The sequence below is a fragment of the Sphingomonas kyeonggiensis genome (assembly GCF_030812785.1).
GTDB classification, from domain to species: Bacteria; Pseudomonadota; Alphaproteobacteria; order Sphingomonadales; family Sphingomonadaceae; genus Sphingomonas; species Sphingomonas kyeonggiensis_B.
The window spans coordinates 1,093,968-1,118,634 of sequence record NZ_JAUSTJ010000002.1 but is presented as its reverse complement, the minus strand read 5'-3'; the positions used below and the strand labels follow the sequence as shown (position 1 = coordinate 1,118,634).

General features: G+C 67.1%; 19 protein-coding genes. 9 read left to right on the top strand and 10 right to left on the bottom strand.

Annotation, left to right across the window (positions count from 1 at the left end):
* Positions 1-11: 11 nt before the first annotated feature.
* The 3 genes from J2W22_RS14810 to J2W22_RS14800 form a co-directional block, all read right to left on the bottom strand.
* Positions 12-833, bottom strand: a complete 822-nt coding sequence (locus tag J2W22_RS14810; protein ID WP_307119004.1) for a hypothetical protein — start codon at positions 831-833, stop codon at positions 12-14.
* The gene (locus J2W22_RS14805; protein ID WP_307119003.1) at positions 833-3,421 is read right to left on the bottom strand and encodes a TonB-dependent receptor; all 2,589 of its coding nucleotides are present in this window, start codon (positions 3,419-3,421) and stop codon (positions 833-835) included. The genes J2W22_RS14810 and J2W22_RS14805 overlap by 1 nt, the downstream gene beginning before the upstream one ends.
* A 197-nt stretch (positions 3,422-3,618) precedes the next feature.
* A complete protein-coding gene (locus J2W22_RS14800; protein WP_307119002.1) occupies positions 3,619-5,382 on the bottom strand; it encodes a chloride channel protein in 1,764 nt (587 codons plus the stop codon).
* Between the two features lie 62 nt (positions 5,383-5,444).
* On the opposite strand from J2W22_RS14800, the gene J2W22_RS14795 reads away from it, so the two are divergent.
* A complete protein-coding gene (locus tag J2W22_RS14795; protein ID WP_307119001.1) occupies positions 5,445-5,852 on the top strand; it encodes a MarR family winged helix-turn-helix transcriptional regulator in 408 nt (135 codons plus the stop codon).
* A gap of 57 nt (positions 5,853-5,909) precedes the next feature.
* On the opposite strand, the gene J2W22_RS14790 is transcribed toward J2W22_RS14795, so the two are convergent.
* A complete protein-coding gene (locus J2W22_RS14790; protein WP_307119000.1) occupies positions 5,910-7,631 on the bottom strand; it encodes a hypothetical protein in 1,722 nt (573 codons plus the stop codon).
* A 424-nt stretch (positions 7,632-8,055) separates the two neighbouring features.
* On the opposite strand from J2W22_RS14790, the gene J2W22_RS14785 reads away from it, so the two are divergent.
* From J2W22_RS14785 to J2W22_RS14775, 3 genes are all read left to right on the top strand, one after another.
* Complete coding sequence (locus tag J2W22_RS14785; RefSeq protein WP_307118999.1) at positions 8,056-9,852, top strand: cation:proton antiporter domain-containing protein; 1,797 nt, start codon at positions 8,056-8,058, stop codon at positions 9,850-9,852.
* Between the two features lie 72 nt (positions 9,853-9,924).
* Positions 9,925-10,437 carry a hypothetical protein gene (locus J2W22_RS14780; RefSeq protein ID WP_307118998.1) on the top strand — a complete coding sequence of 171 codons (513 nt, stop codon included), beginning with the start codon at positions 9,925-9,927 and terminating at the stop codon, positions 10,435-10,437.
* A gap of 5 nt (positions 10,438-10,442) precedes the next feature.
* Positions 10,443-10,961 (top strand): hypothetical protein, encoded by a 519-nt coding sequence (locus J2W22_RS14775; RefSeq protein ID WP_307118997.1) that lies wholly within the window; start codon positions 10,443-10,445, stop codon positions 10,959-10,961.
* 87 nt (positions 10,962-11,048) lie between these two features.
* On the opposite strand, the gene alaS is transcribed toward J2W22_RS14775, so the two are convergent.
* A complete protein-coding gene (gene alaS, locus J2W22_RS14770; protein ID WP_307118996.1) occupies positions 11,049-13,700 on the bottom strand; it encodes an alanine--tRNA ligase in 2,652 nt (883 codons plus the stop codon).
* Positions 13,701-13,978: 278 nt separating this feature from the next.
* Between alaS and J2W22_RS14765 the strand changes: the two genes are divergently transcribed.
* Positions 13,979-14,185: a ParD-like family protein gene (locus J2W22_RS14765; protein ID WP_307118995.1), complete on the top strand. Its 207-nt coding sequence runs from the start codon at positions 13,979-13,981 to the stop codon at positions 14,183-14,185.
* A 1-nt stretch (position 14,186) separates the two neighbouring features.
* Complete coding sequence (map, locus tag J2W22_RS14760; RefSeq protein ID WP_307118994.1) at positions 14,187-14,945, top strand: type I methionyl aminopeptidase; 759 nt, start codon at positions 14,187-14,189, stop codon at positions 14,943-14,945.
* 258 nt (positions 14,946-15,203) lie between these two features.
* On the opposite strand, the gene J2W22_RS14755 is transcribed toward map, so the two are convergent.
* Positions 15,204-16,457: a M24 family metallopeptidase gene (locus J2W22_RS14755; RefSeq protein ID WP_373422978.1), complete on the bottom strand. Its 1,254-nt coding sequence runs from the start codon at positions 16,455-16,457 to the stop codon at positions 15,204-15,206.
* Positions 16,458-16,613: 156 nt separating this feature from the next.
* Between J2W22_RS14755 and J2W22_RS14750 the strand changes: the two genes are divergently transcribed.
* Positions 16,614-17,933 carry a dicarboxylate/amino acid:cation symporter gene (locus J2W22_RS14750; RefSeq protein WP_307118992.1) on the top strand — a complete coding sequence of 440 codons (1,320 nt, stop codon included), beginning with the start codon at positions 16,614-16,616 and terminating at the stop codon, positions 17,931-17,933.
* Positions 17,920-18,780 (top strand): oxygen-dependent tRNA uridine(34) hydroxylase TrhO, encoded by an 861-nt coding sequence (gene trhO / locus J2W22_RS14745; RefSeq protein ID WP_307118991.1) that lies wholly within the window; start codon positions 17,920-17,922, stop codon positions 18,778-18,780. The genes J2W22_RS14750 and trhO overlap by 14 nt, the downstream gene beginning before the upstream one ends.
* On the opposite strand, the gene J2W22_RS14740 is transcribed toward trhO, so the two are convergent.
* The 4 genes from J2W22_RS14740 to recA all read right to left on the bottom strand — a co-directional run bounded on the left by J2W22_RS14740 (position 18,771) and on the right by recA (position 22,593).
* The gene (locus J2W22_RS14740; RefSeq protein ID WP_307118990.1) at positions 18,771-19,397 is read right to left on the bottom strand and encodes a glutathione S-transferase family protein; all 627 of its coding nucleotides are present in this window, start codon (positions 19,395-19,397) and stop codon (positions 18,771-18,773) included. The genes trhO and J2W22_RS14740 overlap by 10 nt on opposite strands.
* Entirely contained in the window at positions 19,394-19,876 is a 483-nt protein-coding gene (locus tag J2W22_RS14735) for a DUF1801 domain-containing protein (RefSeq protein WP_307118989.1), read from the bottom strand. Before J2W22_RS14735 ends, J2W22_RS14740 begins: the two co-directional genes overlap by 4 nt.
* Positions 19,873-21,267 (bottom strand): RNB domain-containing ribonuclease, encoded by a 1,395-nt coding sequence (locus J2W22_RS14730; protein ID WP_307118988.1) that lies wholly within the window; start codon positions 21,265-21,267, stop codon positions 19,873-19,875. Before J2W22_RS14730 ends, J2W22_RS14735 begins: the two co-directional genes overlap by 4 nt.
* 246 nt (positions 21,268-21,513) lie before the next feature.
* Complete coding sequence (gene recA / locus J2W22_RS14725; RefSeq protein WP_183996220.1) at positions 21,514-22,593, bottom strand: recombinase RecA; 1,080 nt, start codon at positions 22,591-22,593, stop codon at positions 21,514-21,516.
* A 197-nt stretch (positions 22,594-22,790) separates the two neighbouring features.
* Between recA and J2W22_RS14720 the strand changes: the two genes are divergently transcribed.
* On the top strand, positions 22,791-24,659 hold the full coding sequence (locus J2W22_RS14720; RefSeq protein WP_307118987.1) for a hypothetical protein: 1,869 nt from the start codon (positions 22,791-22,793) through the stop codon (positions 24,657-24,659).
* The last annotated feature ends 8 nt before the right edge of the window (positions 24,660-24,667 follow it).

The window sequence follows — 24,667 nt, the reverse complement described above, 5'->3', positions numbered from 1 at the left end:
GCCTGCGGCACTCAGCGCACCGCCGGTATCCGGCTCGCCACCACCTGTCGCGCCTTGCGCTCGATCGACCAGAGCGTGCGCGGCTGCACCGGGTCCCAGGTGACCGCCTGGCCATTGGTCGAGATCGGCACCGTCGCCACCCATTCGAGCAGCGTGCCCGCCTCGGGCAGCTTAACGGCATAAAGCTCGGGCCGGTCGTGGCCGGTCACATAGAGCAGCCCGTCCTTGCCCCAGGAGCCGCCCGAGCTGCTCATCGGCGCGAAGCGGGCGAGCAACTCGGGCGGGAAATGCCAGGAACGGAGCGGCTGGAACTGCGCATCCAGCTCCATCAGCACCGTCCAGCGATGATCGCGCCCGCCTTCGCCGCCATGATCGGCGGGATAGTTGGCGAACATCGCCCACCATTTGTCGCCCTTGCGCTCGATCCAGGTCAGCGAGCCCGGAAACGGCGCCAGCGCGACGCTCTTCACATGCTGCATCGTGCGCGTGTCGAAGAACTCGACCGCGCTCGCCATCGGCACCGCGGGATAGTTGGACGCCGCGCAAACCAGCATCGCGGCGTCGATCACGCAGGAGTTCATGTGCGGGTAGAGCCTTTTGTCGCCCTCCCAGCGCGCAATCCGCTTGCCGGTCTTCTTGTCGTACTTGCCGATCAGATTGTTGCTGATCGCATAGAAATGCCGGGCATCGGCGACGACGCCCTGCTTGGCTTCCTCGGCGGGCCAGCGCGCGGTGACTTGGGCCGGGGCGAGCGTGGGAGCTTCGCGCAGCGGCGGCGATGCATCCTGGCCACCGGGTGCGGCGGCCAGGAGCAGGAGCGAGGCGATCAGCATCAGAACTTCGCCGACACGCCCATGTAGAAGGTCCGCCCATAGCGCTCGTTCTGGATGATCCAGTTCGGGTTGCCGGCCTGGTATTGGCGAGTCGGCTCATCGGTCAGATTCTGCGCTTCGGCAAAGATGCGCACGCCCTTGAGGATCGCGACGCTCGCCTTGGCGTCGAGGCGGCGCAGATCGTCATTATACTGGTCGTTATATGCAGGATCACCGACCGCGATCAGCGCATGGCCGGTATTGTGATAGGCAACCGACGCTTCCACCGGCCCGCGCTGGTAGAAGAGTTCCGCGCCGTAGAGATAGCGCGACTGACTCGGGAAGGTCGAGGTCCGCCCGTTTGGCAGCTTCAGGTTCGAGTCGGTCAGCGTGCCGGTCAGCTGCACGCCCAGGCCCGAGAGCAGCCCCGGCAGGAAAGTGAACTGCTGCTGGTACTGCGCCTCGATGCCGATGATGTCGCCCTTGTCGGCGTTGAACGGCTGGCTGACGCTGATCGTGGGATAGGTGACGCCCAGGATCGTCGCGTTGGTCAGCACCGTGGCCTGGCTGAAGATCGGGTTCTTGATGAACTTGGCGAAGGCGCCGACGCTGAACAGGCCGCCCGGTGCGAAGTACCATTCCGCGGTCGCGTCGAGATTGTCGGCGCGATAGGGCTTCAGGTTCGGATTGCCGAACGAGGCACTGTTGTCGGTGCCCAGCGCGCTGATCGAGCCGCCGGGATTGAGGCTCGAATATTCCGGCCGGCCGAGGCTGCGCGAATAGGCCAGGCGGACGATCACCCGGTCCGACGGCGCGATCTTGACGACCAGCGACGGCAAGAAGTCGTCATAGCTGTTCTTCGTTGCCACGGGCACGATCGCCGAGCCGCCCCTCAGCGCATTGCCGCGGTCGTCCAGGCTGGTGTGCTCGTAGCGCAGGCCCGGCGTCACGGTGACCGCGCCAAAGGTGAGATTGGCCATCACATAGCCGGCCCACACCTTCTCCTTCAGCCGGAAGTCGGACAGGCTATTGTTGGCGAGCGTGGTCGCGGCGTCGAGCGGCATCAGCGCATCGCCCAGATGCTGGGCGGTGAACGCCTGCAGTGCCGGGATGTCGAAGGTCGGGCCATTGCTGAAGCAGCGGCCGGTATTGTCGGGATAGACGCACACCGCGGCGCCACCGAGGTTGTACTGGCCGAGCGTCCAGCGGTTCGCCGTCGCCGAGGCGCGCACCCAGGTCGGCGTGTCCTGGTCGAAGCTGCGGTCGGTGTTGCGGTACTTGGCGCCGAACTTGACGAAGCCGATGTCGCTCACATCGATCGTGCCGTCGATCTTGCCCTGCCAGATCGTCTCGTCGTTGAGCTGGTGCGAATACTGATATTGCCGGAACTGCATCTGGTTGGCGGTGCACTCGGTGTCCGGCTTCGCCACGTACAGCGGTTCGCTGAAGTCGAAGGTGACGCGGCCCGGATTGCAGCGGAACTGCCAGATCGGGAACTGGTCGAGCGTCTGGTTGCGGCTGTAGCCGCCCTCATAGGCCAGCTTGAAGCCGTCGAACTCGGTCGTGCCGCCGACCATGCCGCTGGCGAGCCACTTGGCCTTGTAGTCGAGGCGCAGGTCCTCGCGGCGCTCCGGCCCCGAACCAGGGGTGCCGGTGGCGCTGCTCGCCACGCCATTGGCGAAGCCGGTCAGGCCGTCCGGATTGACGGTGAAGGCCGTGGTGGTGAAGTCCAGCCGGTAGCGCGGACGGATCTCGTCCTCGGTGAACTTCGAATAGAAGCCGCGGACATAGAGGGTCTGGCGATCGCTCGGATGCCAGTCGAACGAGCCGGTGCCGCCCAGACGGCGGCGGGCCAGCGAATATTCGGTGTACTTGATGTTGTCCGGCGTGCCGCCGCGTGCGAACCGGGCGTCAGGCTTCCAGTTGTCGGGATAGAAGCCCTCGCTGTTGAAGTCGCGATAGGAATAGCTGACGCCCAGCACCAGGCCGAACTGCTCATCGGCACCGAAGCGCGCCGCGATGCTGGCGTCGCCCTGCACCGGCACCTTCTTGTTCAGCTCCTGATAGCCCGCCTTGACGCTGGCCGAGAAGGCGAAGGCCTCCCTGAAGTCGAACGCGGTCTGCGAGACCAGGTTGATCGTGCCGCCGATCCCCTGCCCGTCCATGTCCGCGGTCTTGACCTTGGAGACCTCGACCCGGTTGAGCAGCTGGCCCGAGACGATGTCGAGCGGCAGCGAACGGGTGGTGCCGTCGGGGTTACCGATCTCCATCCCGTTCAGCGTGTAGTTGTTGAGGTTCGACGGCACGCCGCGGATCGCGACATAACGGCCCTCGCCCTGGTCATAGGTGACGCCGACGCCCGGGAGGTGCTCCACCACCTCGGAGACGTTGCGATCCGGCAGCCGGCCCATCTCGTCGGCGGCAGCGACATCAAGGATGCCGATCGCAGTACGCTTGGCGTCGATCGCGCGCTGCTGGCTGGCGCGCTGGCCCGACACGACGATCTCGGTCTCGGCGTCGTCCGCCGCGCTCTGCGCGTGCGCTGCATTGGCGATGGTGAAGGAAAGCGCGGAGATGCCGAGCATCCCAAGCGTGCGTACGGTTCGCATTGTCGACCCCTTATGTCCTGGGCACGCGCCGAGCGGCGCGCACGACAGGGCTTCGCAGCTGCAGCATGCCCTGTTCGAGGGGTCCGTTGAGCGCGGTCGGTGACGATCGCGCTGCGGGAAGGTGACAGTTCCGCGACCGACGATAGTTTATGTTCGATCAGGCTTGCCCAATGCGCATACCGCTACGGAATCCGTCACTATCGGCCGCCGAACCCCCGGCCCCGCCCCAGCTCGTCCTTCCGCTTCAGGCTCCGCGCCTTGAGCAGGTCGTGCCGCGACAATATCCCCACCACCCGGTTGCTCCAGCGCTCGACGATCGGGATGCGCCCCACGCCGGTTTCCACCATCAGGTCCGCCACCACCCCGATCGGCGTGTCGGGAAAGGCGCAGGGCTGCGACGCGTCGGACAGGATATCGGCCAGCGTCGACTCCCACATCCGCCCTTCGGTCTGCCAGCGCAGCGCATCGCTGCGCGAGACCAGCCCGAGCAGCCTCTCCTCGCCATCCACCACCGGATAGCTACGATGCGCCGCCTGCCCGGCGAAGAACTCCACCGCGCCTTCCACCTGCATGCAGCCCGGCAGCGTGGTCGGCTCGCGCGTCATCACATCGCCCGCCTGGAGGAAGTCGAGCGGATCCACGGTATATTCCTGCAGGATGTGCCGCCCGCGCCGCGCGATCTTCTCGGTCAGGATCGATCGGCGCATCACCAGCACGCTCACCGCATAGGCGCCGGTCGAGGCGGCGGCGGCCAGCGGCAGCATGTCGAAATGCCCGGTCAGCTCGGCGGCGAACAGCGCGCCGGTCAGCGGTGCCCGCATCGCACCGCTCATGATCCCCGCCATGCCGATCATCGCCCAGAACCCCGGCGTCCCCGGCAGCCACAGCCCGACCAGATAGCCGAGCGCACCGCCCAGCGTCAGCAGCGGCGCGAGCACGCCGCCCGACGTGCCCGATCCCAGCGCCACCAGCCACACCACCGCCTTGACCAGCAGCAGCGCCAGTACGGCGCGCACCGCCAGCCCGCCATCGAGCAGGTTCTGGATATTGCCATAGCCCGCGCCCAGCACATGCGCGTCGATCAATCCGCCGAGGCCGACCACTACCGCGCCGATCGCCGGCCACCACATCCAGTGCACCGGCAGCCGGTGGAACAGGTCCTCGACCCGGTATAGCAATTGCGAGAGAAACGCCGCCTCCAGCCCGACGAGCAGCCCCAGGCCGAGCGCCAGCCCCAGCATCATGCCGCTGTCGGCCACGCCGCCGAGCGCGAAGGGGAAAAGCGGGCCGGCATCGAACAACAGCGGCCGCCAGGCGAAGCATACCAGCACCGCCACCACCACCGGCACGAAGCTGCGCGGCTTCCATTCGAACAGCAGCACTTCGATCGCGAGCAGGATCGCGGCCAGCGGCGTGCCGAAGATCCCGGTCATCCCCGCCGCGGCGCCGGCGACGAGCAGCGTCTTCCGTTCGGCGGCGCTCAGATGGAAGCATTGCGCGAACAGCGATCCGATTGCGCCGCCGGTCATGATGATCGGCCCCTCCGCACCGAAAGGCCCGCCGCTGCCGATAGAGATCGCCGAGGAAAGCGGCTTGAGCAGCGCCACCTTCAGGGAGAGCCTGCTCTCGCCATAGAGGATCGCCTCGATCGCCTCGGGGATGCCATGGCCACGGATCTTCTCCGATCCGAAGCGCGCCATCACCCCGATCAGCAACGCGCCCAGCACCGGGATCGCCGCCACCCAAAGCCCTAGATGATTGTCCGTGATCTCGCGCGCCGCAGCCGAAAGCTCGCCGAACCAGAACAGGTTGGTGGCGACCGCGATCAGCTTGACGAGGACCCAAGCCCCCAGCGCACCGCCGGTGCCCACCACCAGCGCGGCCGCAGCCAGCATCGCCATCCGCCAGTCGGCACTGTAATCGGCAAGCCGTACCGCGGCTTGCACAGGGGGTTTTGACATGGAACAGTTCCTCCGCGCCGCGCAAATATATCGCAACACGATATAGTCAACGAAGGAAGATCATGGCCGGGGAAGTTTCCGATCCCGTCGATTATGCCGCACTCGCCGATTTCCGGCACGCGCTCCGTATGTTCCTGGTGTTCAGCGAGCGGCGCGCGGCGGAACAAGGGCTGACCGCCCAGCAGCATCAGGCGCTGCTCGCGATCCGCGGCGCGCCGGCGGAGCAGGTGACGATCGGCTATGTCGCCGAACGCCTGGTGATCAAGCCGCACAGCGCCTCGGGCCTGATCGAACGGCTCGAAGCGCTCGGCCTCGTCGCCCGCTCCATCTCGGAAAGCGACCGGCGCCAGGCGCTGATCGGGCTGACGCCCCGGGCGGGCGAGCTGCTCGAGCAGCTTTCGGCCACCCACCGCGAGGAACTGCTCCGCCTCCGCCCGATGTTCACTGCGCTGCTAACACGCTTGGATTGATCGCCATACGACATATGGGCCGGCACCGGGCGACTTCCCCGGTGCCGGCCCGAATGCCTAGCGATGTTCGTCGAGGAAGGTCGCCGCACTTACCTTCAGGCGGGCACCCTGCGCCACTACCTCGGCGTAGCGGCGTCCCGTCTTCTCCTGCGATTTCTGCAGGTCCTTGTGGAAGCTCTCCGCACCGAGCTTCAGCCCCTTGGCCATCGCATCGGCGACCTGGCGGTCCGCCACCTCGTCTTCCTTCTCCGCCGCGGCATAGGCCAGTTCGAGCATCTTGCGGGTGATGCCGCCCAGCACATAGGCCTCGAACGCTTCCCAGCTCGGCGCGAGCAGTTCCTCGGTCGGGTCCGGTACGCGCTTGATGTCGATCGGCAGCAGCTCGCGCCATTCGGGGAAATGCGGCTTGATCCAGGAATACATCGTGCACAGCGACGCCCGGCGCCCGATCGCGTCGCGGGCGAAGCCGCCCAGTTCCCAGATCGGCAGCTTGGGACTCAGCTGCTCGGCGAGCGGATAGCGGATCACGATGCCCCAGGTCGCCCGAGTGAACATGCAGTTCTGTTTGGCCGGCGCGGCGAGCCACTTGGCGACGTTCAGGAAATACTCCTTGATCCGCGCATAGGCCGCCTTGCCGTCCGCGCTATATTCGAAGCCGAACGCCTTGGGATCGTCGTCCGGCACTGGATCGATCTGGTCGCCGGTGCGCGGCCGGCCGATCAAATTGACATCCATCCAGTGGTGCCAGGTCGAATCGACCACCACCCTGCCGACATTGCCCAGATGCCCGTCATAGGCGCCCACCGCGCCGAACTCCTTGGCATTGGCCGGGCCCTTGTTGCGATCGGTGCCGGGCTGGCCGCTGCGCCCCTCGGTATGATCGCCCTGCACCCGTGCCCAGGCGATGATGTGCGGCATCTCGCGATGGCTGTTCACCTCGGGATATTCGGGCTTGTTGGTGTAGCTGCCGAAGCTGAAGGTGGCGGCGCCGTTGGTCGGCTCGATCACTTCGCCCTCGTGCGGGTGATCGGGCAGGATGTCGATCGGCCCCTTCTTGCCGCACAGCACCGGATGCGGCGCCCAGCGGCGCTGGAAGGGCGAGGTCGACCACAAGGGATAGCGGCGCAGGCGCACCTTCATCGGAATGTCGTCGGATTCGTCGTTGAAATTGTAGAAATTGTCGTGTCCGCGCATCAGCGTGTCATGCCGGTCCAGTCCGGTCGGGCTCGGCGGGCTCTGCGCCGGTGCCCATTTCCGCATGGTCGCGACGCGCGGAATCCGGCCGCACAGCGACGCACCGAAATCGGCATGGTCGCCGACTGCGAAGACCCCGCCCTGCTTCTCGTCCATCCAGCGCGCGACGATCGCCAGTTCCGCGTCGGACAGGCGCTGGCTGTCGTTGAAGTTGGTCCGGGCGCCGAAGAACCAGATCTGGTCGTAATCGTTGATGTTGAAATCCTTGTCGGTGAAGCGGAAGTCGTTCTTGTCCGCCGCGCCAAGGGGATCGGTCTGCCGGTGCATCTTGGTGAGGTCGTAGCGCACCCACCAGTCGGGGCTGTGCTCCAGGATGTCGCACAGTGCCGAGAGGCTGAAATATAGCCGCCCATAGGTGACGTTGACGAAGCCGCCATTCACGCCATCGGCTACCAGCAATATCTTGATACGGCACGGGGCCAGGAAGGGCTTGATCACCAGGTCGCCGCGGTCGATCGCTTCGAAGCGCAGGCGATTGATGTTCCGCAGGTCAACGCGGCGTGTGAGAACGGATTCAATTTCCATGTCGATTCCTCCGTCTATCCAGACTTCAAGAAACGACCCGGCGACCGCCGACGCGGCCTATTGATCCGCATATCTTCTATTTGTTGAAGATATAGCATCAAGCCAACCCGCTCAATCAGGCAAATGCACCGAAATGAAAGAAGAAGAGGATTATTTTTATTTGGATGACAATATCTTAACTTAGATAGTTCTCGCGTATATTTTCAACGATCCCAAGGAAATCCGCCGGAACCTTGCCAAGCACCGGCTATCCTCGCCGGAGCCCGAGGGGAATTTGTCCCTCGGCCTTGCAATGTCCGGCCCGCCATGCTGCCTAGGGGGAGATGCCCATTAATTCGATCCCGCACCCGATGATCCCGCGCGCCGTGCGCGCCCTTCCCGTCCCTGACACGAACCTTCCGGCCCTTGGCGCGGAGGCCCGGCGATGAACCTGGCGAACAGCGGCCTGCGCGACGCGCTCGTCATCCTCGGCGCCGCCGGCCTCGTCATCCCGGCCTTTGCCCGCTTCCGGATCAGCCCGGTCATCGGGTTCATCCTGGTCGGCGCGCTCGTCGGCCCAGGTGGCCTCGGCGATCTGGTCGAGCAACAGCCCTGGCTGGTCCACCTGACCATCTCGGACGCGCATGCGATCGAGCCGTTCGCCGAGTTCGGCATCATCCTGCTGCTGTTCTCGATCGGCCTGGAGCTGTCGTTCAAGCGTCTCTGGGCGATGCGCACGCTCGTCTTCGGCGTCGGCGCGGCGGAACTGCTCGGTGCCGGCCTGATCCTCGCCGCGATGCTCTATCTCACCGGGCTCAGCACCGGCGGTGCGATCGGGCTAGGCCTGGCGCTCTCGCTCTCCTCCACCGCACTCGTCATCCCGATCGCCGGCACCACCAGCGCAGTCGGCCGCGCCGCCTTCTCGATGCTGCTGTTCGAGGATCTGGCGCTGGTCCCGATCATCTTCCTGCTCGGCGCCTTCGCGCCCGCGGTCGGCGGAGACGCCGGCGCCTGGAAGCTGCTCTCCACGCTCGGCCTCGGCATCGTCACCGTCGCGGTGCTGTTCCTCGGCGGCCGCCTCCTCCTCCCGCGCATGTTCGCCCAGGCGGCGCGCACCAAGAGCCCCGAGCTGTTCCTCGCCGCCAGCCTGCTCGTCGTGATCGTCGCCAGCCTGGCGACCAGCGCGGTCGGCCTCTCGCCGATCGTCGGCGCGCTGATCGCCGGCCTGCTCATCGCCGAGACCGAATATCATGGCGAGGTCGAAGCGATCACCGCGCCGTTCAAGGGCCTCGCGCTCGGCGTGTTCCTGATCACCGTCGGCATGCGGCTCGACCTGCGCTTCGTGCTGGAGAACTGGGCGCCGCTGCTCGGCGCCTCGCTGATGGTCATGCTGGTCAAGACCGCCGTGACGATGGGCCTGCTCAAGCTCTCGGGCGCGCGCACCGGCACCGCCGCGGAGACCGGCGTGCTGATGGCCAGCCCGTCCGAGACCACACTGATCGTGCTCGGCGTCGCCGGCGCGGCCGGCCTGATCTCGCCCAGCACCGCCGGCTTCTGGACCACGGTCACCGCGATCGGCCTCACCGCCACGCCCTTGCTCGCCAAGGCCGGGCGCCTGATCGCCCAGCTGATCGAGCGCAGCCGCAGCGAGGACGTGCCCGACACCGCGCTTGAGCAGGTCCAGGCCGGCACCGTGGTGATCGGCTTCGGCCGCGTCGGCCGCACCGTCGCCGACATGCTCCGCCGCCACAACCTGCCCTATATCGGCGTCGATGCAGACATCGACAACGTCAACACCGCCCGGCGTGGCGGCTACAATGTGCTGTTCGGCGACGTCACCCGCTCGGAACTGGTCGACCAGCTCAACCTCGGCCATGCCAAGGCGCTGGTGCTGACCATGGACGATCCCGTCCTCACCGTCCGCCTCACCCGCCGCGTTCGCGGCTGGGTACCGAACCTGCCGATCATCGCCCGCGCCCGAGACACCGCCCATGCCGCCGAGCTCTACCGCGCCGGCGCCACCGAGGCGGTGCCCGAGGCGCTGGAGAGCTCGCTCCAGCTCTCCGAGGTGGTGCTGGTCGATCTCGGCATGGCGGTCGGCCCGGTGATCGCCTCGATCCATGAGAAGCGCGACGAGATGCGCAAGAAGATCAAGGACGTCGCCGGCATGGACCGCGAGCCACGCTTCCGCCGCGTGCGCCTGGGCAAGGGCGGCGCGGAGGAGCCCGATGCGCCCGCCTGACGCCGATTGCGCTTGCCCGCCTCGCGGCGGCAGCGCATCTCTTGCCGCATAGCTTGTTCCGGGAGTGCCTCGATGATCACCAGCCTGCTGCTTCTCGCCCTCGCCGCCGCGGGACAGACCGCCGATCCGCTCGCCCCGGCACGCGAGGGCAAGACCCAGTGCGTGGTGCCCAATGCGGAGAAGAAGACCTGCCTCGGCACCACCCGCTACAAGATCAGCGGCGCGAGCTATGAATCGACCACCCAGCTGTTCCTCGCCCCCACGCCGCTGATCACCATGGAGGTGCGCACCAAGGGCGCGATCAAGGACGGCCAGCTCTGCGAGACGATCAGCCTGGCCGATTTCCAGGGCGGCACCGTGCTCGTCAACGGCGCGCCGGCGGACGAGGCGACCGCCACCGCGGTGAAGAGCCAGATGGTTGCCGCCATCTCCCCGCTCGACGGCAAGGCCGCCTGCACAACGATCAAGCCGGCGGAGGGTGGCCTGCTCACCAACGAACTCACCATCGACGGCGCCGTCCGCGCCGATCTCAGCCAGAAATTCATCTGGGTGGGCGATAAGGACGGCTACAAGCTCGGGAACTGATGCCGATGATCGCCACCCTGCTCCTGCTCGCCACCGCCGCGCCCGCACCGCTGCCGGCACCCGACCTGCTCGATCCTGCCCGCGCCGGCAAGATCCGCTGCATCAACCCGGACAGCCGCGCGCGGACCTGCGCGACCATGGTCCGCTACACCGTGCATGCCGATGGCCGGTTCGACGCGGTGATCACCGGCGTCGTCTCCACCGAGCCGACGATCCTGATCGAGTATCAGACCCCCGGCCAGATCGAGGACGGCGCGGTCTGCTCGACCGTGCGCCCGATCGACTTCACCTCGGGCAAGCTCACCAAGGACGGCGCCGCGCTCGCCCCGGCAGTGGAGACCTCGGTCCGCCAGCGCCTGATGCTCGCGCTCCAGCCGCTCGCCGGCCGGAAGCGCTGCTATCGCGACCGCCCCGATGGCGACGGCCTCGTCTCCGACGTGATCATCGACGGCCAGGTCCGCGCCGACATGAACCAGCGCGCGCTCTGGGTCTCGCCCGAGGAAGGCTGGGCGCCGGGGATGTAGTCCACCTAATTCCTCCCCGAGCTAGTCTCGGGGAACAGCACGTCGATGCCCCTCCCCGATACAAGCTCGAGGAGGATTGGGATCGCCTCAAGCCGCCGCGAGTGCTTCCGCCAGCGCGGCCTTGACCGCCTCGAGCGCTTCCGCCCCCTTGTCACCGTCCGGGCCGCCGCCCTGGGCCATGTCGGGACGGCCGCCGCCGCCCTGCCCGCCCAGCACCGCCACCGCGACCTTGACCAGGTCCACCGCGCTCGCGCCGATCCCGTCGGTCACGCCGACCGCCACCGAGGCTCGGCCATCGTTGACCGCGACCAGCGCCACGACACCCGAACCAACCCGCTGCTTCGCCTCGTCGACCGCCCCGCGCAGTTCCTTGGGCTCGAGCCCGTCGATCACCTGGCCGATGAAGCTGATGCCCGCAACCTGCTCCGGCCCGGCCGCCTGCGCGGCACCGCCGCCGCCCAGCGCCAGCGCCTTCTTGGCCTCGGCCAGCTCGCGCTCGAGCTTGCGCCGCTCCTCGACCAGCGCACCGACGCGTGCCACGACATCGTCGGGCGACGTCTTCAGCGCCGCCGCCGCCTCGCGCAGCTGCGCGTCACGGCCGTTGAGCCACAGCCGCGCGCCCTCGCCGGTCAGCGCCTCGATACGGCGCACGCCGCTCGACACGGCGCTTTCCGACACGATCTTGAAGATCGCGATGTCGCCCGTCGCATTGACGTGCGTGCCGCCGCACAGCTCGACCGAATAGGACGCGTCCTCGCCCAAACCCATCGAGAGCACGCGGACCTCGTCGCCGTACTTCTCACCGAACAGCGCCATCGCACCCGCGGCGATCGCGTCGTCCGGGGTCATCAGCCGGGTCTCGACCGCGCCGTTATGGCGGATCTGCGCATTCACATCGGCCTCGATGTCCGCGATATCCTCGGCCGAAAGCGCCGAGGGGTGCGAGAAGTCGAAGCGCAGCCGGTCGGGCGCCACCAGACTGCCCTTCTGCGTCACATGCCCGCCCAGCCGCTTGCGCAGCGCCGCGTGCAGCAGGTGCGTCGCCGAGTGGTTGGCGCGCACCCGGTCGCGATGGTTGACGTCGACGGTGAGCTGCACCGCGTCGCCGACCGCGACCTCGCCGGTCTCGATCTTGGCATGGTGCGCATGCAGGCGCCCGAGCGGCTTGGAGGTGTCGGTCACCGCCGCGCTCACCTTGTCGTTCGCGATCACGCCGACATCGCCCATCTGGCCGCCGCTCTCGGCGTAGAAGGGCGTCTGGTTGGTCAGGATCGTCACGCTGTCGCCGGCCACCGCCCTGTCGACCTTGGCGCCGTCCTTGACGATCGCCAGCACCTGGCCCTCGCCCTGGGTGCCGGCATAGCCGGTGAACTCGGTACCGCCCAGCTCGTCGGCCAGGTCGTACCACAGCTCTTCCGAAGCCTTCTCGCCCGAGCCCTTCCAGGCAGCACGCGCGGCGGCCTTCTGCGCGGCCATCGCAGTGTCGAAGCCCGCGCGGTCGACGCTGATCTCCTGGGCGCGCAGCGCGTCCTCGGTCAGGTCATATGGAAAGCCGAACGTGTCGTAGAGCTTGAACGCGGTCTCGCCCGGCAGCGTGTCGCCCGCCGCCATGCCGATGGTCGCCTCGTCGAGCAGGCGCAGGCCATTGGCCAGCGTCTGGCGGAAGCGCGTCTCCTCCTGCAGCAGCGTCGCCTCGATCAGCGGCTGGGCGCGGACCAGCTCCGGGAACGCAGCCCCCATCTCGGCAACCAGCGACGGCACCATGCGGTGCATCAGCGGATCCTTGGCGCCGAGCAGATGGGCGTGGCGCATCGCGCGGCGCATGATGCGGCGGAGCACATAGCCGCGGCCCTCATTGGCCGGCAGCACGCCGTCCGCCACCAGGAAACCGGCCGAACGCAAGTGATCGGCAATCACGCGGTGGCTCGCCTGGTTCTCGCCGGTGGTCGCGGCACCGGTCAGCGCGCCCGATTCGGCGATCAGCGCCTTGAACGTGTCAGTATCGTAGTTGTCGTGCACGCCCTGCAGCACCGCGGCGACGCGCTCCAGGCCCATGCCGGTGTCGATCGACGGGCGCGGCAGGTCGCCGATGATCTCGTCATTCTCCTGCAGGAACTGCATGAAGACGAGGTTCCAGATCTCGACGAAGCGGTCGCCATCCTCTTGCGGAGAGCCCGGCGGGCCACCCCAGATATGGTCGCCGTGATCGTAGAATATCTCCGAGCAGGGGCCGCACGGACCGTCCGAGCCCATCGCCCAGAAATTGTCCTTGGTCGGGATGCGGATGATCCGCTCCTCGGGCAGGCCGGCGATCTTCTTCCACAGCTCGAACGCCTGGTCGTCGGTATGATAGACGGTCGCGGTCAGTCGGTTCGCCGGGATGCCCCACACCTTGGTGAGCAACGTCCAGGCGTGCGTGATCGCCTGTTCCTTGAAATAGTCGCCGAACGAGAAGTTGCCGAGCATCTCGAAGAAGGTGTGGTGGCGCGCGGTATAGCCGACATTGTCCAGGTCGTTGTGCTTGCCGCCGGCGCGGACGCACTTCTGCGAGCTGGTCGCCGTCGAATAGGGCCGGCTCTCCAGCCCCGTGAACACGTTCTTGAACGGCACCATGCCGGCGTTCACGAACATCAGGGTCGGGTCATTGTGCGGCACCAGCGGAGCGCTGGGGACGCGGGCATGGCCCTGGCTCTCGAAATAGTCGAGGAACGAACGGCGGATATCGTTGGTCGAAGTCATAAGCCGCCGACTTAGTTGCGGACAGGCTTTCGCTCAAGCGAAACACTGCGATCAGCGTGAAAGCTCCACGATTGTGGCGCCAACGGCGTGCCCGCATCCTCCACGTCCAACCCAAACACCCGTCATCCCCGCGAAGGCGGGGATCCAGGGTAACGAAGCGATGTCCTTTCCGGCTCTGGATCCCCGCCTTCGCGGGGATGACGTAGAAGATATTTGCATCCCCCCAACCGAACCAATATACGAACTATATACGATTCGTATATTCGCCGAGGAACATCATGGGCATTGTGAAGATCGACGACGAACTGCACGAGGAGATTCGCCGCGCCAGCACGGTGATGTGTCGTTCGATCAACGCCCAAGCCGAGTTCTGGATGAAGATCGGCATGCTCGCCGAGGCCAACCCCGCCCTCTCCTTCACGCAGATCGTCCGGATGCAGCTCGAGCTTGCCCAGGCGCCGAGGCCGGAAGCCGCGGCCGCCTGACATGGTCAAGACACCCGACGAACTGGAGCTGATGCGGATCTCCGGCAAGCTGCTGGCATCGGTCTTCGAGATGCTCGACGGCCAGGATCTGGCCGGCATGTCGACGATGCAGGTCAACGACCTGGTCGAGCGCTTCATCACTATCGATCTCGCCGCCCGCCCGGCGAGCAAGGGGCAGTATGGGTTCAAGTACGTCCTGAACTGCTCGATCAATGACGTGGTGTGCCACGGCGTGCCCGATCCGGACACGATCATCCGTGACGGCGACATCATCAATCTCGACATCACGCTGGAGAAGAACGGCTTCATCGCCGATTCGAGCAAGACCTATCTGGTCGGCAACGTCGCCCCAGCGGCGCGCCGGCTGGCGAAAGTGGCGCAGGAGGCGATGTGGCAGGGCATCCGCCAGGTCCGCCCCGGCGCGCATCTCGGCGATATCGGCTTCGCGATCGAACGCCACGCCAAGAAGCACGGCTATACGGTGGTCCGCGAATATTGCGGGCACGGCATCGGCCGCGAGATGCACGAGGAGCCCTCGGTGCTCAATTTCGGCAGGCCGGGCACGGGCGTGAAGCTGCGCGAGGGCATGACCTTCACGATCGAGCCGATGGTCAACCAGGGCAGCCGCATGGTCGAGACCGAGGACGATGGCTGGACCGTCGTCACCCGCGACGGCAAGCTCTCGGCGCAGTTCGAGCATACCGTGGCGGTCACCGCCACCGGCGTCGAAGTGCTCACCCTGCGCGCCGACGGCAGCTGAGCCCGCCCCGGCGCGGGCGGGTTGCAAAATAGGATTTCGTCTGTTTCCCTCAGGCCGCCGGGATCGCTCCCGGCCGCTCTTTGACAGGTTGGAAATATAGGATTCCGCCGGCGCAACAATGTTGCGCAGCGACCTTGGTGCAGTCCTCGTTGTGCACGGCCTTCGCAATCTTTGCGCCGCGAAAACGCGCTTTGGGCGTGTACTTCGTGTACTTTGGCGCCCGCCCGGTCGCTGGCGCAGTAGGAAGAGGCTCGCGCCTCACCCCATCGGCGCATCGATCGACCTGGGCGGCTGGCTGAACCATTTCGGCCCGCTCCCGGTCATGTGGAAGCAGTCCTCCAGCCGCACGCCGAAGCTGCCCGGGATGTAGATGCCCGGCTCGTTCGAGAAGCACATGCCCGGCGCCAGCTTCGTCGCCTCGCCACGCACCAGGTTGACTGGCTCGTGTCCGTCCAGCCCGATGCCGTGCCCAGTGCGGTGCGACAGGCCCGGCAGCTTGTAGTCCGGCCCCCAGCCGATCGAGGCATAATAGCGGCGCACCGCGTCGTCGACGCTGCCCGCGGTCGCGCCGAGCTTCGCCGCGGCAAAGGCGGTCTGCTGGCCCTGCGCCACCTGGTCCCACACCTTGCGCTGCTCCGCGCTGGCGGCGCCGTGCACCCAGGTGCGCGACACGTCGGACTGATAGCCCTGCACGGTGCAGCCGCAGTCCATCAGCACGATCCGGCCCTCGGCCACCGGCGACGGCACCTTGGTCCCGTGCGGATAGGCCGCACCCTCGCCCACCAGCACCATGCTGAACTCCGGACTGCCGCCCAGCTTCTTCGTGGCTGCATCCATCAGCGCCGATACGTCGCGCTGGCTCATCCCCTTCTCGACCCGCGGATAGACCCAGCGATAGGCGGCGATCGTCACATCGGTGGCCAGCTGCATCAGCGCGATCTCGGCCGGGGTCTTCACCATCCGGCAGCCGCGCACCACGGGATTAGCCGAAACCACCTTGAGCCCGACCTTCTGCAGCCCGTCGACGGCGAAATAGCGCACCGTCTCCTCGATACCGACCGGCAAGTGCGCAAGCTTGCGGTCCTTCAGGAAGCCGGCGACGGTCTTGAGCGGGTCCTCGTCCTCGTTCCACACCCGCACCTCGGCCGGGATCGCCAGCCCTTCGCGGGTACGCGCTTCCTCGAAGAACGGAGTGACGATGCAGGGCTCGCCCTCGGCCGGCAGCACCACCGCGGTCAGCCGCTCGCTACGGCCCCAGCGCAGGCCGGTGAAGTAGATCAGCGACGATCCGCCCTCGATCAGCACCGCGCCGATACCGTTCGCCTGCATCAGCTTCTGGGCCCGCGCGAGCCGCGCGGCGCGCTCGTCATTGCCGATCGGCACCGCGCTTTTGGTGATGTCCTCCAGCGCCGAAAGGTCCGGCTCGGCGGCACGCAGCACGCTCGGCAAGGCGAGCAGCGGGGCCGCTGCAGCAGCGCGGACAAGGGTTCGGCGGTCGAGGCGCATCGGCATTCTCCGGACAGGACTATGCACGCGATAAGGCCGCTTCGGGCGCCGCCGCAATACCCGCTGTGCATAGGGCAGCGCACATCGGCTGGCCGCGCAGGGCTTGACCCGCGGCCCGCAATCCCCTTTGCCTGCGCCAAAGGATTTTAGGGGGACCCTGTTTTGGGCAAGCGACTTACCTGGTTCATTCTGGCAGCACTGCTGCTCGGCGGCATATTGGGCTATGTGCTCAACGTCTCGCTGTCCGGCACGCCGGAAGGGGCAAAGGCGATCGAGAACTGGGCATACGGGCTCGACATCCCCACCCAGATGTTCCTCCACCTGATCAAGATGATCATCGCCCCGCTGGTCGTCTCCACGCTGGTGGTCGGCATTGCCCATATGGGTGGCGGCGGCGCGATCGGCCGGGTCGGTCTGAAGGCATTCTTCTGGTTCGTCTGCGCCAGCCTCGTCTCGCTCACCCTGGGCCTGATCTTCGTCAACCTGCTCCAGCCCGGCGTCGGGCTCAACCTGACCATCCCGGCCGCGACCGCCTCGAGCGGCGTCGATCGCTCCAGCTTCGACCTCGCCAAGTTCTTCATCCACATCGTGCCGACCAGCGGCATCGATGCGATGGCCACCAACGACATCCTCCAGCTCGTCATCTTCTCGCTGTTCTTCGGCGTCGGCCTCGCCGCGATCGGCGAGAAGGGCGAGCCGCTGGTCAAGGGGCTCGAGGCGCTGGTCCAGGTGATGCTCACCGTCACCGGCTATGTCATGCTGTTCGCGCCCGTCGCGGTGTTCTGCGCGGTGGCCAAGGCGCTGGCGACCAAGGGCATCGGCGTGGTCGGCGACCTCGCCTTCTTCATGGGCAGCTTCTATCTCGGCCTCTTCGCGCTCTGGGCGGTGCTGCTCGGCGCCTGCTTCCTGATCGTCGGCCCGCGCACCGGCACGCTGTTGCGCTACCTGCGCGATCCGATCCTGCTCGGCTTCTCGACCGCCTCGTCCGAGGCCGCCTATCCGCGCACGCTCGACGCGCTCGACCGCTTCGGCGTGCCGCCGCGCATTGCCAGCTTCGTGCTGCCGCTCGGCTATTCGTTCAACCTCGACGGCTCGATGATGTACATGACGTTCGCGTCGATCTTCATCGCCCAGGCGTACGGCATCCATCTCGACTGGATGACGATGATCCAGATGCTGCTGATCCTGATGGTCACCAGCAAGGGCATCGCCGGCGTGCCCCGCGCCAGCCTGGTCGTGATCACCGGCACGCTCAGCCACTTCAACATCCCCGAGGCCGGCGTGCTGCTGATCCTCGCGGTCGATCACTTCCTCGACATGGGCCGCACCGCGACCAATGTGATCGGCAATGCCGTCGCCAGCGTCGTGGTCGCCCGCTGGGAAGGCAAGCTCGACGCACCGAGCGAGCCCGAGCCGGCGGTCCTGCCGATGGGCGGCGCCCCCACCAAGACCGACAGCTTCGAGGATTATGGCCAGTCCTGATCCCGCAGCGGTGCCCGGCGCGGACCTGCCGGTCCGCGTCGCCGCGCTCTACCAGTTCACTCGCTTTCCCGATGTCGAGAGCCTGAAGGCCCCGCTCCTCGCTTTGTGCGAAGAACTGGGCATCAAGGGCACGCTGCTGCTCGCGAAGGAGGGGCTGAACGGCACGGTCGCCGGCAGTGCCGACACGATCGCCCAACTGCTCGACCATGTCCGCGCCCTGCCCGGCTGCGCGGAGGTCGACGTGAAATACTCGGCCGCAGCGGCGATGCCGTTCGACCGGATGAAGGTCCGCCTGAAGCGCGAGATCGTGACGATGGGCGAGCCGGACATCGATCCGCTCACCGGCGTCGGCCACTACGTCGCGCCTGCCGACTGGAACGCACTCATCGACGCGCCCGACACGATCGTGATCGACACGCGCAACGCCTATGAAGTCGCGCTCGGCACCTTCAACGGCGCGATCGATCCGGAGACGCGCAGCTTTCGCGAATTTCCCGAATGGTTCCGCCGCTTCCGCGCTGAGCGGGAGAAGGACGGGCCTATGCCGCGCGTCGCGATGTTCTGCACCGGCGGGATCCGCTGCGAGAAGTCTACCGCCTTCCTCAAGGCCGAGGGGATCGATGAGGTCTACCACCTCAAGGGTGGCATCCTCGCCTATCTCGAGCAGGTCCCGCCCGAGCAGAGCCGCTGGCAGGGCGATTGCTTCGTCTTCGACCAGCGCGTCACCGTCGACCACGCGCTCCAGCCCCGCAACCGCAGCCTCTGCCCGCGCTGCCAGGGCCTCATCGCCGGCGAGGACGCGCCCTGCCCGGCGTGCGACGACCTCGCCTTTCGGGATCACGCATAGGCATAGGGTCCGCCTGCGGCGAGCGCGGCCTGATAGGCTGGGCGGGCATGAATCCGCTCCAGCCAGGCATCGATGAAGGGCCTCCCTACGGTGGCGTTGGCGCGGGCCACCGCGGCTTCGAGCGGGAAGCTCATCATCACATCGGCCACGGTGAAGGTGTCGCCGGCGAACCAGGGCCGTGCCGCCAGCTCGCCCTCGACATAGTCGAGATGGACGTCGATCATCGGCTGGAACTTCTTCTGCGCCACCTTGCCGAGCAGAGGCACGCGGCTGAGCACCAGCTTGGTGAACAGCGGCGGCATCAGCGAGCCCTCGGCATAGTGGAGGAAGTGCCGCCAGCGCAGCGCATCCTCGCGGTGCCCGGGCTTGCCGAGCTTCCCGTCGCCCAGCTCGACCAGATATTCGACGATCGCGCCGGTCTCCGCGACCACTTGGCCGCCATGCTCGATCACCGGCGACTTGCCGAGCGGATGGATGCGGCGCAGCTCGGGCGGGGCGAGCATCGTCGCCTTGTTCCGCTCGTAGCGGCGAACCTCATAGGGCAGCCCCAGCTCCTCGAGCAGCCAGAGCACGCGCTGCGAGCGGGAATTCTCGAGATGGTGGACGATGACGGTCATGCTGCCTCCCCTGGACGGCGCGGACGCTGCCGCGCCGAGATCGACTTGACGATGGTCCGCCCGCCCGCAGGCGGCAAGGGGCGTTTCGCCCGGTCTAGCGCCGCTTCGATCAGGGCAATGACCGCGGGTTCGTCGAGCAGCGCCACATCCTTCAGGCAGACATAGCGCCCCATCTTCCCCTCACCCTGGAGCAGTCCCTCGGCATCGGGCAATCCGACACCGGGGAGGAAATAGAGCAGCACATTGCGTGGATAGATGGCGAGGCTGAACACCGCTTCCGAAGTCTTCTCGCCGGGGCCGTAGCCGATCGCCAGCGCGTTATAATTGTCATAGACCAGCTCGGTCGCGCCGGGCAGACGCTCCCGCAGCACCGCGCGAGCGGCGCGGACGCGCCCGGCGATCCCGGGCGTGAAGCGGGCGATGAAGGTCTCGACCTGCGCCGCGGTCGCTGCGACATCCTCGGGATCGGCCGGTGTCATGCCGCGCCGCCGATCGCTTCGAACCGGACGCTGCGGTTGGAAGGATCGGCATCGACCAGCCTGACCTGCAGCGCCGTACCCGGCGCTGCGCCGGGCGCGTCGATCCGGGTGACCACCGGCAGGTCGGCGAGCTGCATCCGGGCGCCGCGCATGTCGACATCGGTGACCACCGCCGCGAAGGTCTCGCCCTCGCGGCCGTCGAGCATCACCGCCTCCGCCAGGTCGATCACGGCGCGATCGATCTGGCCACCCATCGCGTCGCTTCGACCCATGACCTTAGGAAGGCGCTGGAAAGCCTCCGCTACGGCATCCGGGACCGGCTGGCCCGTCATGATCGCGAGGGTTGCCCGGATGACATAGCGATCGGCGAGCCGGCGAAGCGGCGCTGTGGCGTGGACATAGGGGGCGGCAACGGCGGCATGCCACGGCGCCGCACCGGCGCGCCACGGCGCATAGCTGGCGCCCTGCCCGGCCCTGCGGATCGCCAGCATCAGGGCAGCCTGCTGGGGATCGGCGGCATCGAGTCCGTCGCGGAAGCGCGCCAGCGGCTGCGCCTCGGGCCAGGCGATGCCGAGCGCACGCGCCGTGTTACGCAAGCGCTGGACCGCCGCCGCGTCGGGCTCGGCCATCACCCGGAACAGGCCGGTGTGATGAGCTTGCAGCACCTCGGCGATCGCAAGGTTGGCCGCGAGCGACAAGGCTGCGTTCTGGTCTTCGGACGGGTGGCGCGCGCGGAAGGCAAGCGCATAGCCGCCATCGGCGCGGCGCGCGACTTCCTGCTCGGGCGGATCGACCCGGGACGCACCCCGCCTGGCCTCGGCCAGCCCGATGCGGCGGGCGAGTTCGGCGAACGGGGACGGCAAGTCGGCATCGGTGACCGTCTCATAGGCGAGCTTGGCGCGGCTGCGGACCAGCGCCCGCTCGGCATCGTCGAGCTTCACCGCGCCGTCGGGCGCTACCCGAACGGTAAAGATCACGGCGGGGCGCGGGCCATCGGGAAGCAGGCTGGCGGCGCCTTCGCTCAGCACCGGCGGATAGAGGCTGGCCTTGCCGTCGGGCAGATAGAGCGTCGTGCCGCGGCGCCAGGCCTCGGCATCGACCGGATCACCGTCCTCGACGAACCAGGCGACATCGGCGATGGCGTAGCGCAGCAGCAGGTCGCTACCGCTCGCCTCCACCCATAGCGCCTGGTCGAGATCGGTCGCGCTCGCGGGATCGAGGGTGACGAAGGGGATGTCGGTGCGATCGACATGCTCGGAAGGCTGCCGCCGGGCGGCCGCTTCGGCGGCTTCGAGCACCGGCTGGGGAAAGGCGCGGGGCACCTGATACTGGCTGCGGATCGCGGCAAGGCCATTGGCCAGCACGCAATCGGGATCGAGAACGGCCTTCATCGCGCTACCTTAGCGTGCCCGGCGACGCTGCAAAGTACACGAAGTACACGCCAAAGCGCGTTCCGGCGCGAAGAACGCGTAGCCCGGCCGAAGGCGGAAGTTCACTAAGTTCACGACACCCAACGCGCGCGCGACAGCCCCCGGAACGGGAAAGACCCGGCGCGGGGCAACGCGCCGGGTCTTCCGATGGGCTGAGCCCGTGACCGCTGCCGCACGCGTCGCACGCGGGCGCGGCCTGATAATGCATTATAGATCGTCGTCGCCGTCATCGGCGTCGGGACCCGCCATAAGTCCTTCGGCGACCTTTTCGGTGCGCGCGCGGATCGCCTTTTCGAGACGTTCGCGCAGCTCGGTATTGTCGCGCAGGAAGTTCTTCGAATTCTCGCGGCCCTGGCCGATGCGGACGCTGTCATAGCTGAACCAGGCGCCCGACTTCTCGACCAGCCCGGCCTTGACGCCGAGATCGAGGATCTCGCCGATCTTCGAGATGCCCTCGCCGTACATGATGTCGAACTCGACCTGCTTGAACGGCGGGGCGACCTTGTTCTTCACCACCTTCACGCGGGTGGTGTTGCCGATGATGTCCTCGCGATCCTTGATCTGGCCGGTGCGGCGGATGTCGAGGCGGACCGAGGCGTAGAACTTGAGCGCGTTGCCGCCCGTCGTGGTCTCCGGATTGCCGTACATCACGCCGATCTTCATGCGCAGCTGGTTGATGAAGATCACCATGCAGCGCGAGCGGCTGATCGAGCCGGTGAGCTTGCGCAGCGACTGCGACATCAGACGAGCCTGAAGGCCGACATGGCTGTCGCCCATCTCGCCTTCGATTTCCGCACGCGGCACCAGCGCTGCTACCGAATCGACCACCAGGACGTCGATCGCGTTCGAACGGACCAGCGTGTCGACGATCTCGAGCGCCTGCTCGCCGGTATCGGGCTGCGAGACGATCAGCTCGTCGATATTGACCCCGAGCTTCTTGGCATAGACCGGATCGAGCGCGTGCTCCGCGTCGACGAACGCGGCAACACCGCCCGTCTTCTGCGCCTCGGCGATCACATGGAGCGCCAGCGTGGTCTTGCCCGAGCTTTCCGGACCATAGACTTCGATCACGCGGCCACGCGGCAGGCCACCGACGCCGAGCGCGATGTCGAGCCCGAGCGAACCGGTCGAGATCGCCTCGACCTGCATCGTCTCCTTCGAGCCCAGCTTCATCGCCGAGCCCTTGCCGAATGCGCGATCGATCTGCGCGAGTGCGGCGTCGAGCGCCTTCTGCTTGTCCGAAGAAATCGCCATGTTGCCGTCAATCACCTTGAGCGAAGCTGCCATTGGAAGTCCCCGTCGCTAGAAGGTTTAGCACGCTGCATCAACCTGTGTTGGAACGCTGTGTATCGCCTTTGTTCCAAAAGAACAAGAGCGGAACACAAATTTTTGTTCCACAATCGTTCCACTCCTACCGCCGGGGCTTCCCCCGCGCCCTTCCCCTCGCCTAGGCTGGGTGCGCAGGTATCGAGGGGGGAATGCAAATGCGCGTGGCGAGCGGGACGCTGTTCGGCAGGAAATCGCTCACGCTCATCGAAGCCGGCGAACCCGACGCCGAACCCTGGCATTTCCTGGCCTTCGAGGATGTCGAGGCACGGGAAATCGTCCCGCTGGATGGGCGATACCTGCTCGCGACCGGCTGGCGCGCCTGGCACAATGTGGATCCGATTGCCGTGTTCGACCTGGTGGAACGGCGGCGCGTGTTCGAACTCCGCGACCGTTGGGTCCTCCCCCATATGTGGTGCTGGTCGCCGGCGCGCGCCGCGCTGTTCTTCGTCCAGCACGAGAAAGGCCATGGCTATTGCATCCTGCGCGAGCGCTCGCTCGACGGCAGCGTGGACCGGCAGCACCGGCTTGCCGAAAGTTTCCACACGCGCGAACTCATCGCCCGTGCGGACGGCACGATCGCCTGTGTGGAAAACCGCACCGAAGCGCAGCGGATCGCGATCCTCGATCCCGTCACGGGCGAAGTCCGGTTGATCAGCCTGCCGCATCCGCCCCGCCAGATGTTCGAGCTGCCGGAAACCGGGCTGCGCTGGCTGAGCCCCGACGGGCGCTGGGCGCTGCGCAACCATCTCGACACCCTGCCCCGCGCGCGCGGACGCGGCGGCCTGCTCGCCCGCTTCCTGCGCAGTGCCCCTTCGGACGAAGGGCGCCATCCCGACCTGAGCGACGGCACGCGGCGCTTCGGGATCGCGCTGGACCTGATCCCGCTCGACCCCGCGGAGCAGCAGCGCACCATCGTCCTCCGCTACCTGTCGCTCGCCGATTTGCAGGGCCTGCCCAATTTCGGCGAGGTGCTGGACGCGCTGGCCAGCGGCGACGCGCCTCTGCTCCCGCTGCGCGAGAACCTGGAGCAGACCATAGAGGACAAGCTGCTGCTGCACCTGCTGCGCAAGCTGAACGGGGTGGCATGGGACGCGGACAGCAAGGGGTTCAGGGCGTTCTTCGGCGACCAGCAGCGCCATGTGACGATCGACGGCGAGATCGGACCGCTGGAGCCGCATGCGGGCGTACGCAAGCCCGAGGCACTGCCAACGCTATCGGCGGATGACGCACACAAGGCGGGCAAGCCCATCTTGCGCGAACGATCGAGCCAGCGAATTGCGCTGCCCGACCTGAGCGGCCCCGCCATCGCGGCCGCGCTGGACGAGATGCGCCAGCGGATGGAGACGCAGGGGCCAGAGGCGCTGTCCTTCGCCGGCGTGCTTGCCTTCCGCTTCAAGACGGGCGGCAAGTCGATCGGCGAGAAGGCGCTGTTCCAGGCGGTGCGTGACCTGCCCGCCGGCGAGCAGACGGCGCTGCTGCCCGCCTTGCGGGCATTGCTGACCAGCTATGGCAGGGCGGCGGGCAGCCCGTCCTGGCTGTCTTCGGGCAGTTCGGATACCGCGCCCGGTGCGCTTGCCGAAGCCGCGCTGGCATTGGCCGAGCTTGACGAGAATGCCTTCCTGTATCTGCGAGAATGGATGGCCTCGCTCGATCAGGAGCATGACCAGATCGGCTCGGAGAAACTGTTCCCGATCATCGCGCAGCGCACGCGCTTCGCAACGCCCGAGGCGCTGTGCTTCGGCCTGTGGTTCTTCCTCCAGCAATGGCAGACGGTTTCGTACGAGAAGCGCTGGCTGGGCCTGTTCGCGGCGGCGCCCGGGGTGATCGAGCCCGCGCCTTTCGCCCGGATGGCGCTGGAGGAGAGCCGCGTGGTGGTTGCCGCCAGCGAGGGCGCATCCCGTCTCGACAGCTGCCTGGTCAATCTGCGCGAGCGGATGCCGGGCGATTTCTGGGGCAAGGCCGCCACGCGCGAGCTGGAACGACTGTTCGGCGAGGCGATTGCGACAGAAGCGGACAGCGGCTAGCGCCGCGC

What these genes read in the sequence shown, in the direction of transcription:
- trhO (WP_307118991.1), top strand. Translation starts at nt 17,920, where the DNA reads ATGGCCAGTCCTGATCCCGCAGCGGTGCCCGGCGCGGACCTGCCGGTC.
- map (WP_307118994.1), top strand. Translation starts at nt 14,187, where the DNA reads ATGGTCAAGACACCCGACGAACTGGAGCTGATGCGGATCTCCGGCAAG.
- J2W22_RS14730 (WP_307118988.1), bottom strand. Translation starts at nt 21,267, where the DNA reads ATGAAGGCCGTTCTCGATCCCGATTGCGTGCTGGCCAATGGCCTTGCC.
- recA (WP_183996220.1), bottom strand. Translation starts at nt 22,593, where the DNA reads ATGGCAGCTTCGCTCAAGGTGATTGACGGCAACATGGCGATTTCTTCG.
- J2W22_RS14780 (WP_307118998.1), top strand. Translation starts at nt 9,925, where the DNA reads ATGATCACCAGCCTGCTGCTTCTCGCCCTCGCCGCCGCGGGACAGACC.
- J2W22_RS14755 (WP_373422978.1), bottom strand. Translation starts at nt 16,457, where the DNA reads ATGCCGATGCGCCTCGACCGCCGAACCCTTGTCCGCGCTGCTGCAGCG.
- J2W22_RS14790 (WP_307119000.1), bottom strand. Translation starts at nt 7,631, where the DNA reads ATGGAAATTGAATCCGTTCTCACACGCCGCGTTGACCTGCGGAACATC.
- J2W22_RS14765 (WP_307118995.1), top strand. Translation starts at nt 13,979, where the DNA reads ATGGGCATTGTGAAGATCGACGACGAACTGCACGAGGAGATTCGCCGC.
- J2W22_RS14795 (WP_307119001.1), top strand. Translation starts at nt 5,445, where the DNA reads ATGGCCGGGGAAGTTTCCGATCCCGTCGATTATGCCGCACTCGCCGAT.
- J2W22_RS14810 (WP_307119004.1), bottom strand. Translation starts at nt 833, where the DNA reads ATGCTGATCGCCTCGCTCCTGCTCCTGGCCGCCGCACCCGGTGGCCAG.
- J2W22_RS14720 (WP_307118987.1), top strand. Translation starts at nt 22,791, where the DNA reads ATGCGCGTGGCGAGCGGGACGCTGTTCGGCAGGAAATCGCTCACGCTC.
- J2W22_RS14735 (WP_307118989.1), bottom strand. Translation starts at nt 19,876, where the DNA reads ATGACACCGGCCGATCCCGAGGATGTCGCAGCGACCGCGGCGCAGGTC.
- J2W22_RS14775 (WP_307118997.1), top strand. Translation starts at nt 10,443, where the DNA reads ATGATCGCCACCCTGCTCCTGCTCGCCACCGCCGCGCCCGCACCGCTG.
- alaS (WP_307118996.1), bottom strand. Translation starts at nt 13,700, where the DNA reads ATGACTTCGACCAACGATATCCGCCGTTCGTTCCTCGACTATTTCGAG.
- J2W22_RS14805 (WP_307119003.1), bottom strand. Translation starts at nt 3,421, where the DNA reads ATGCGAACCGTACGCACGCTTGGGATGCTCGGCATCTCCGCGCTTTCC.
- J2W22_RS14800 (WP_307119002.1), bottom strand. Translation starts at nt 5,382, where the DNA reads ATGTCAAAACCCCCTGTGCAAGCCGCGGTACGGCTTGCCGATTACAGT.
- J2W22_RS14785 (WP_307118999.1), top strand. Translation starts at nt 8,056, where the DNA reads ATGAACCTGGCGAACAGCGGCCTGCGCGACGCGCTCGTCATCCTCGGC.
- J2W22_RS14740 (WP_307118990.1), bottom strand. Translation starts at nt 19,397, where the DNA reads ATGACCGTCATCGTCCACCATCTCGAGAATTCCCGCTCGCAGCGCGTG.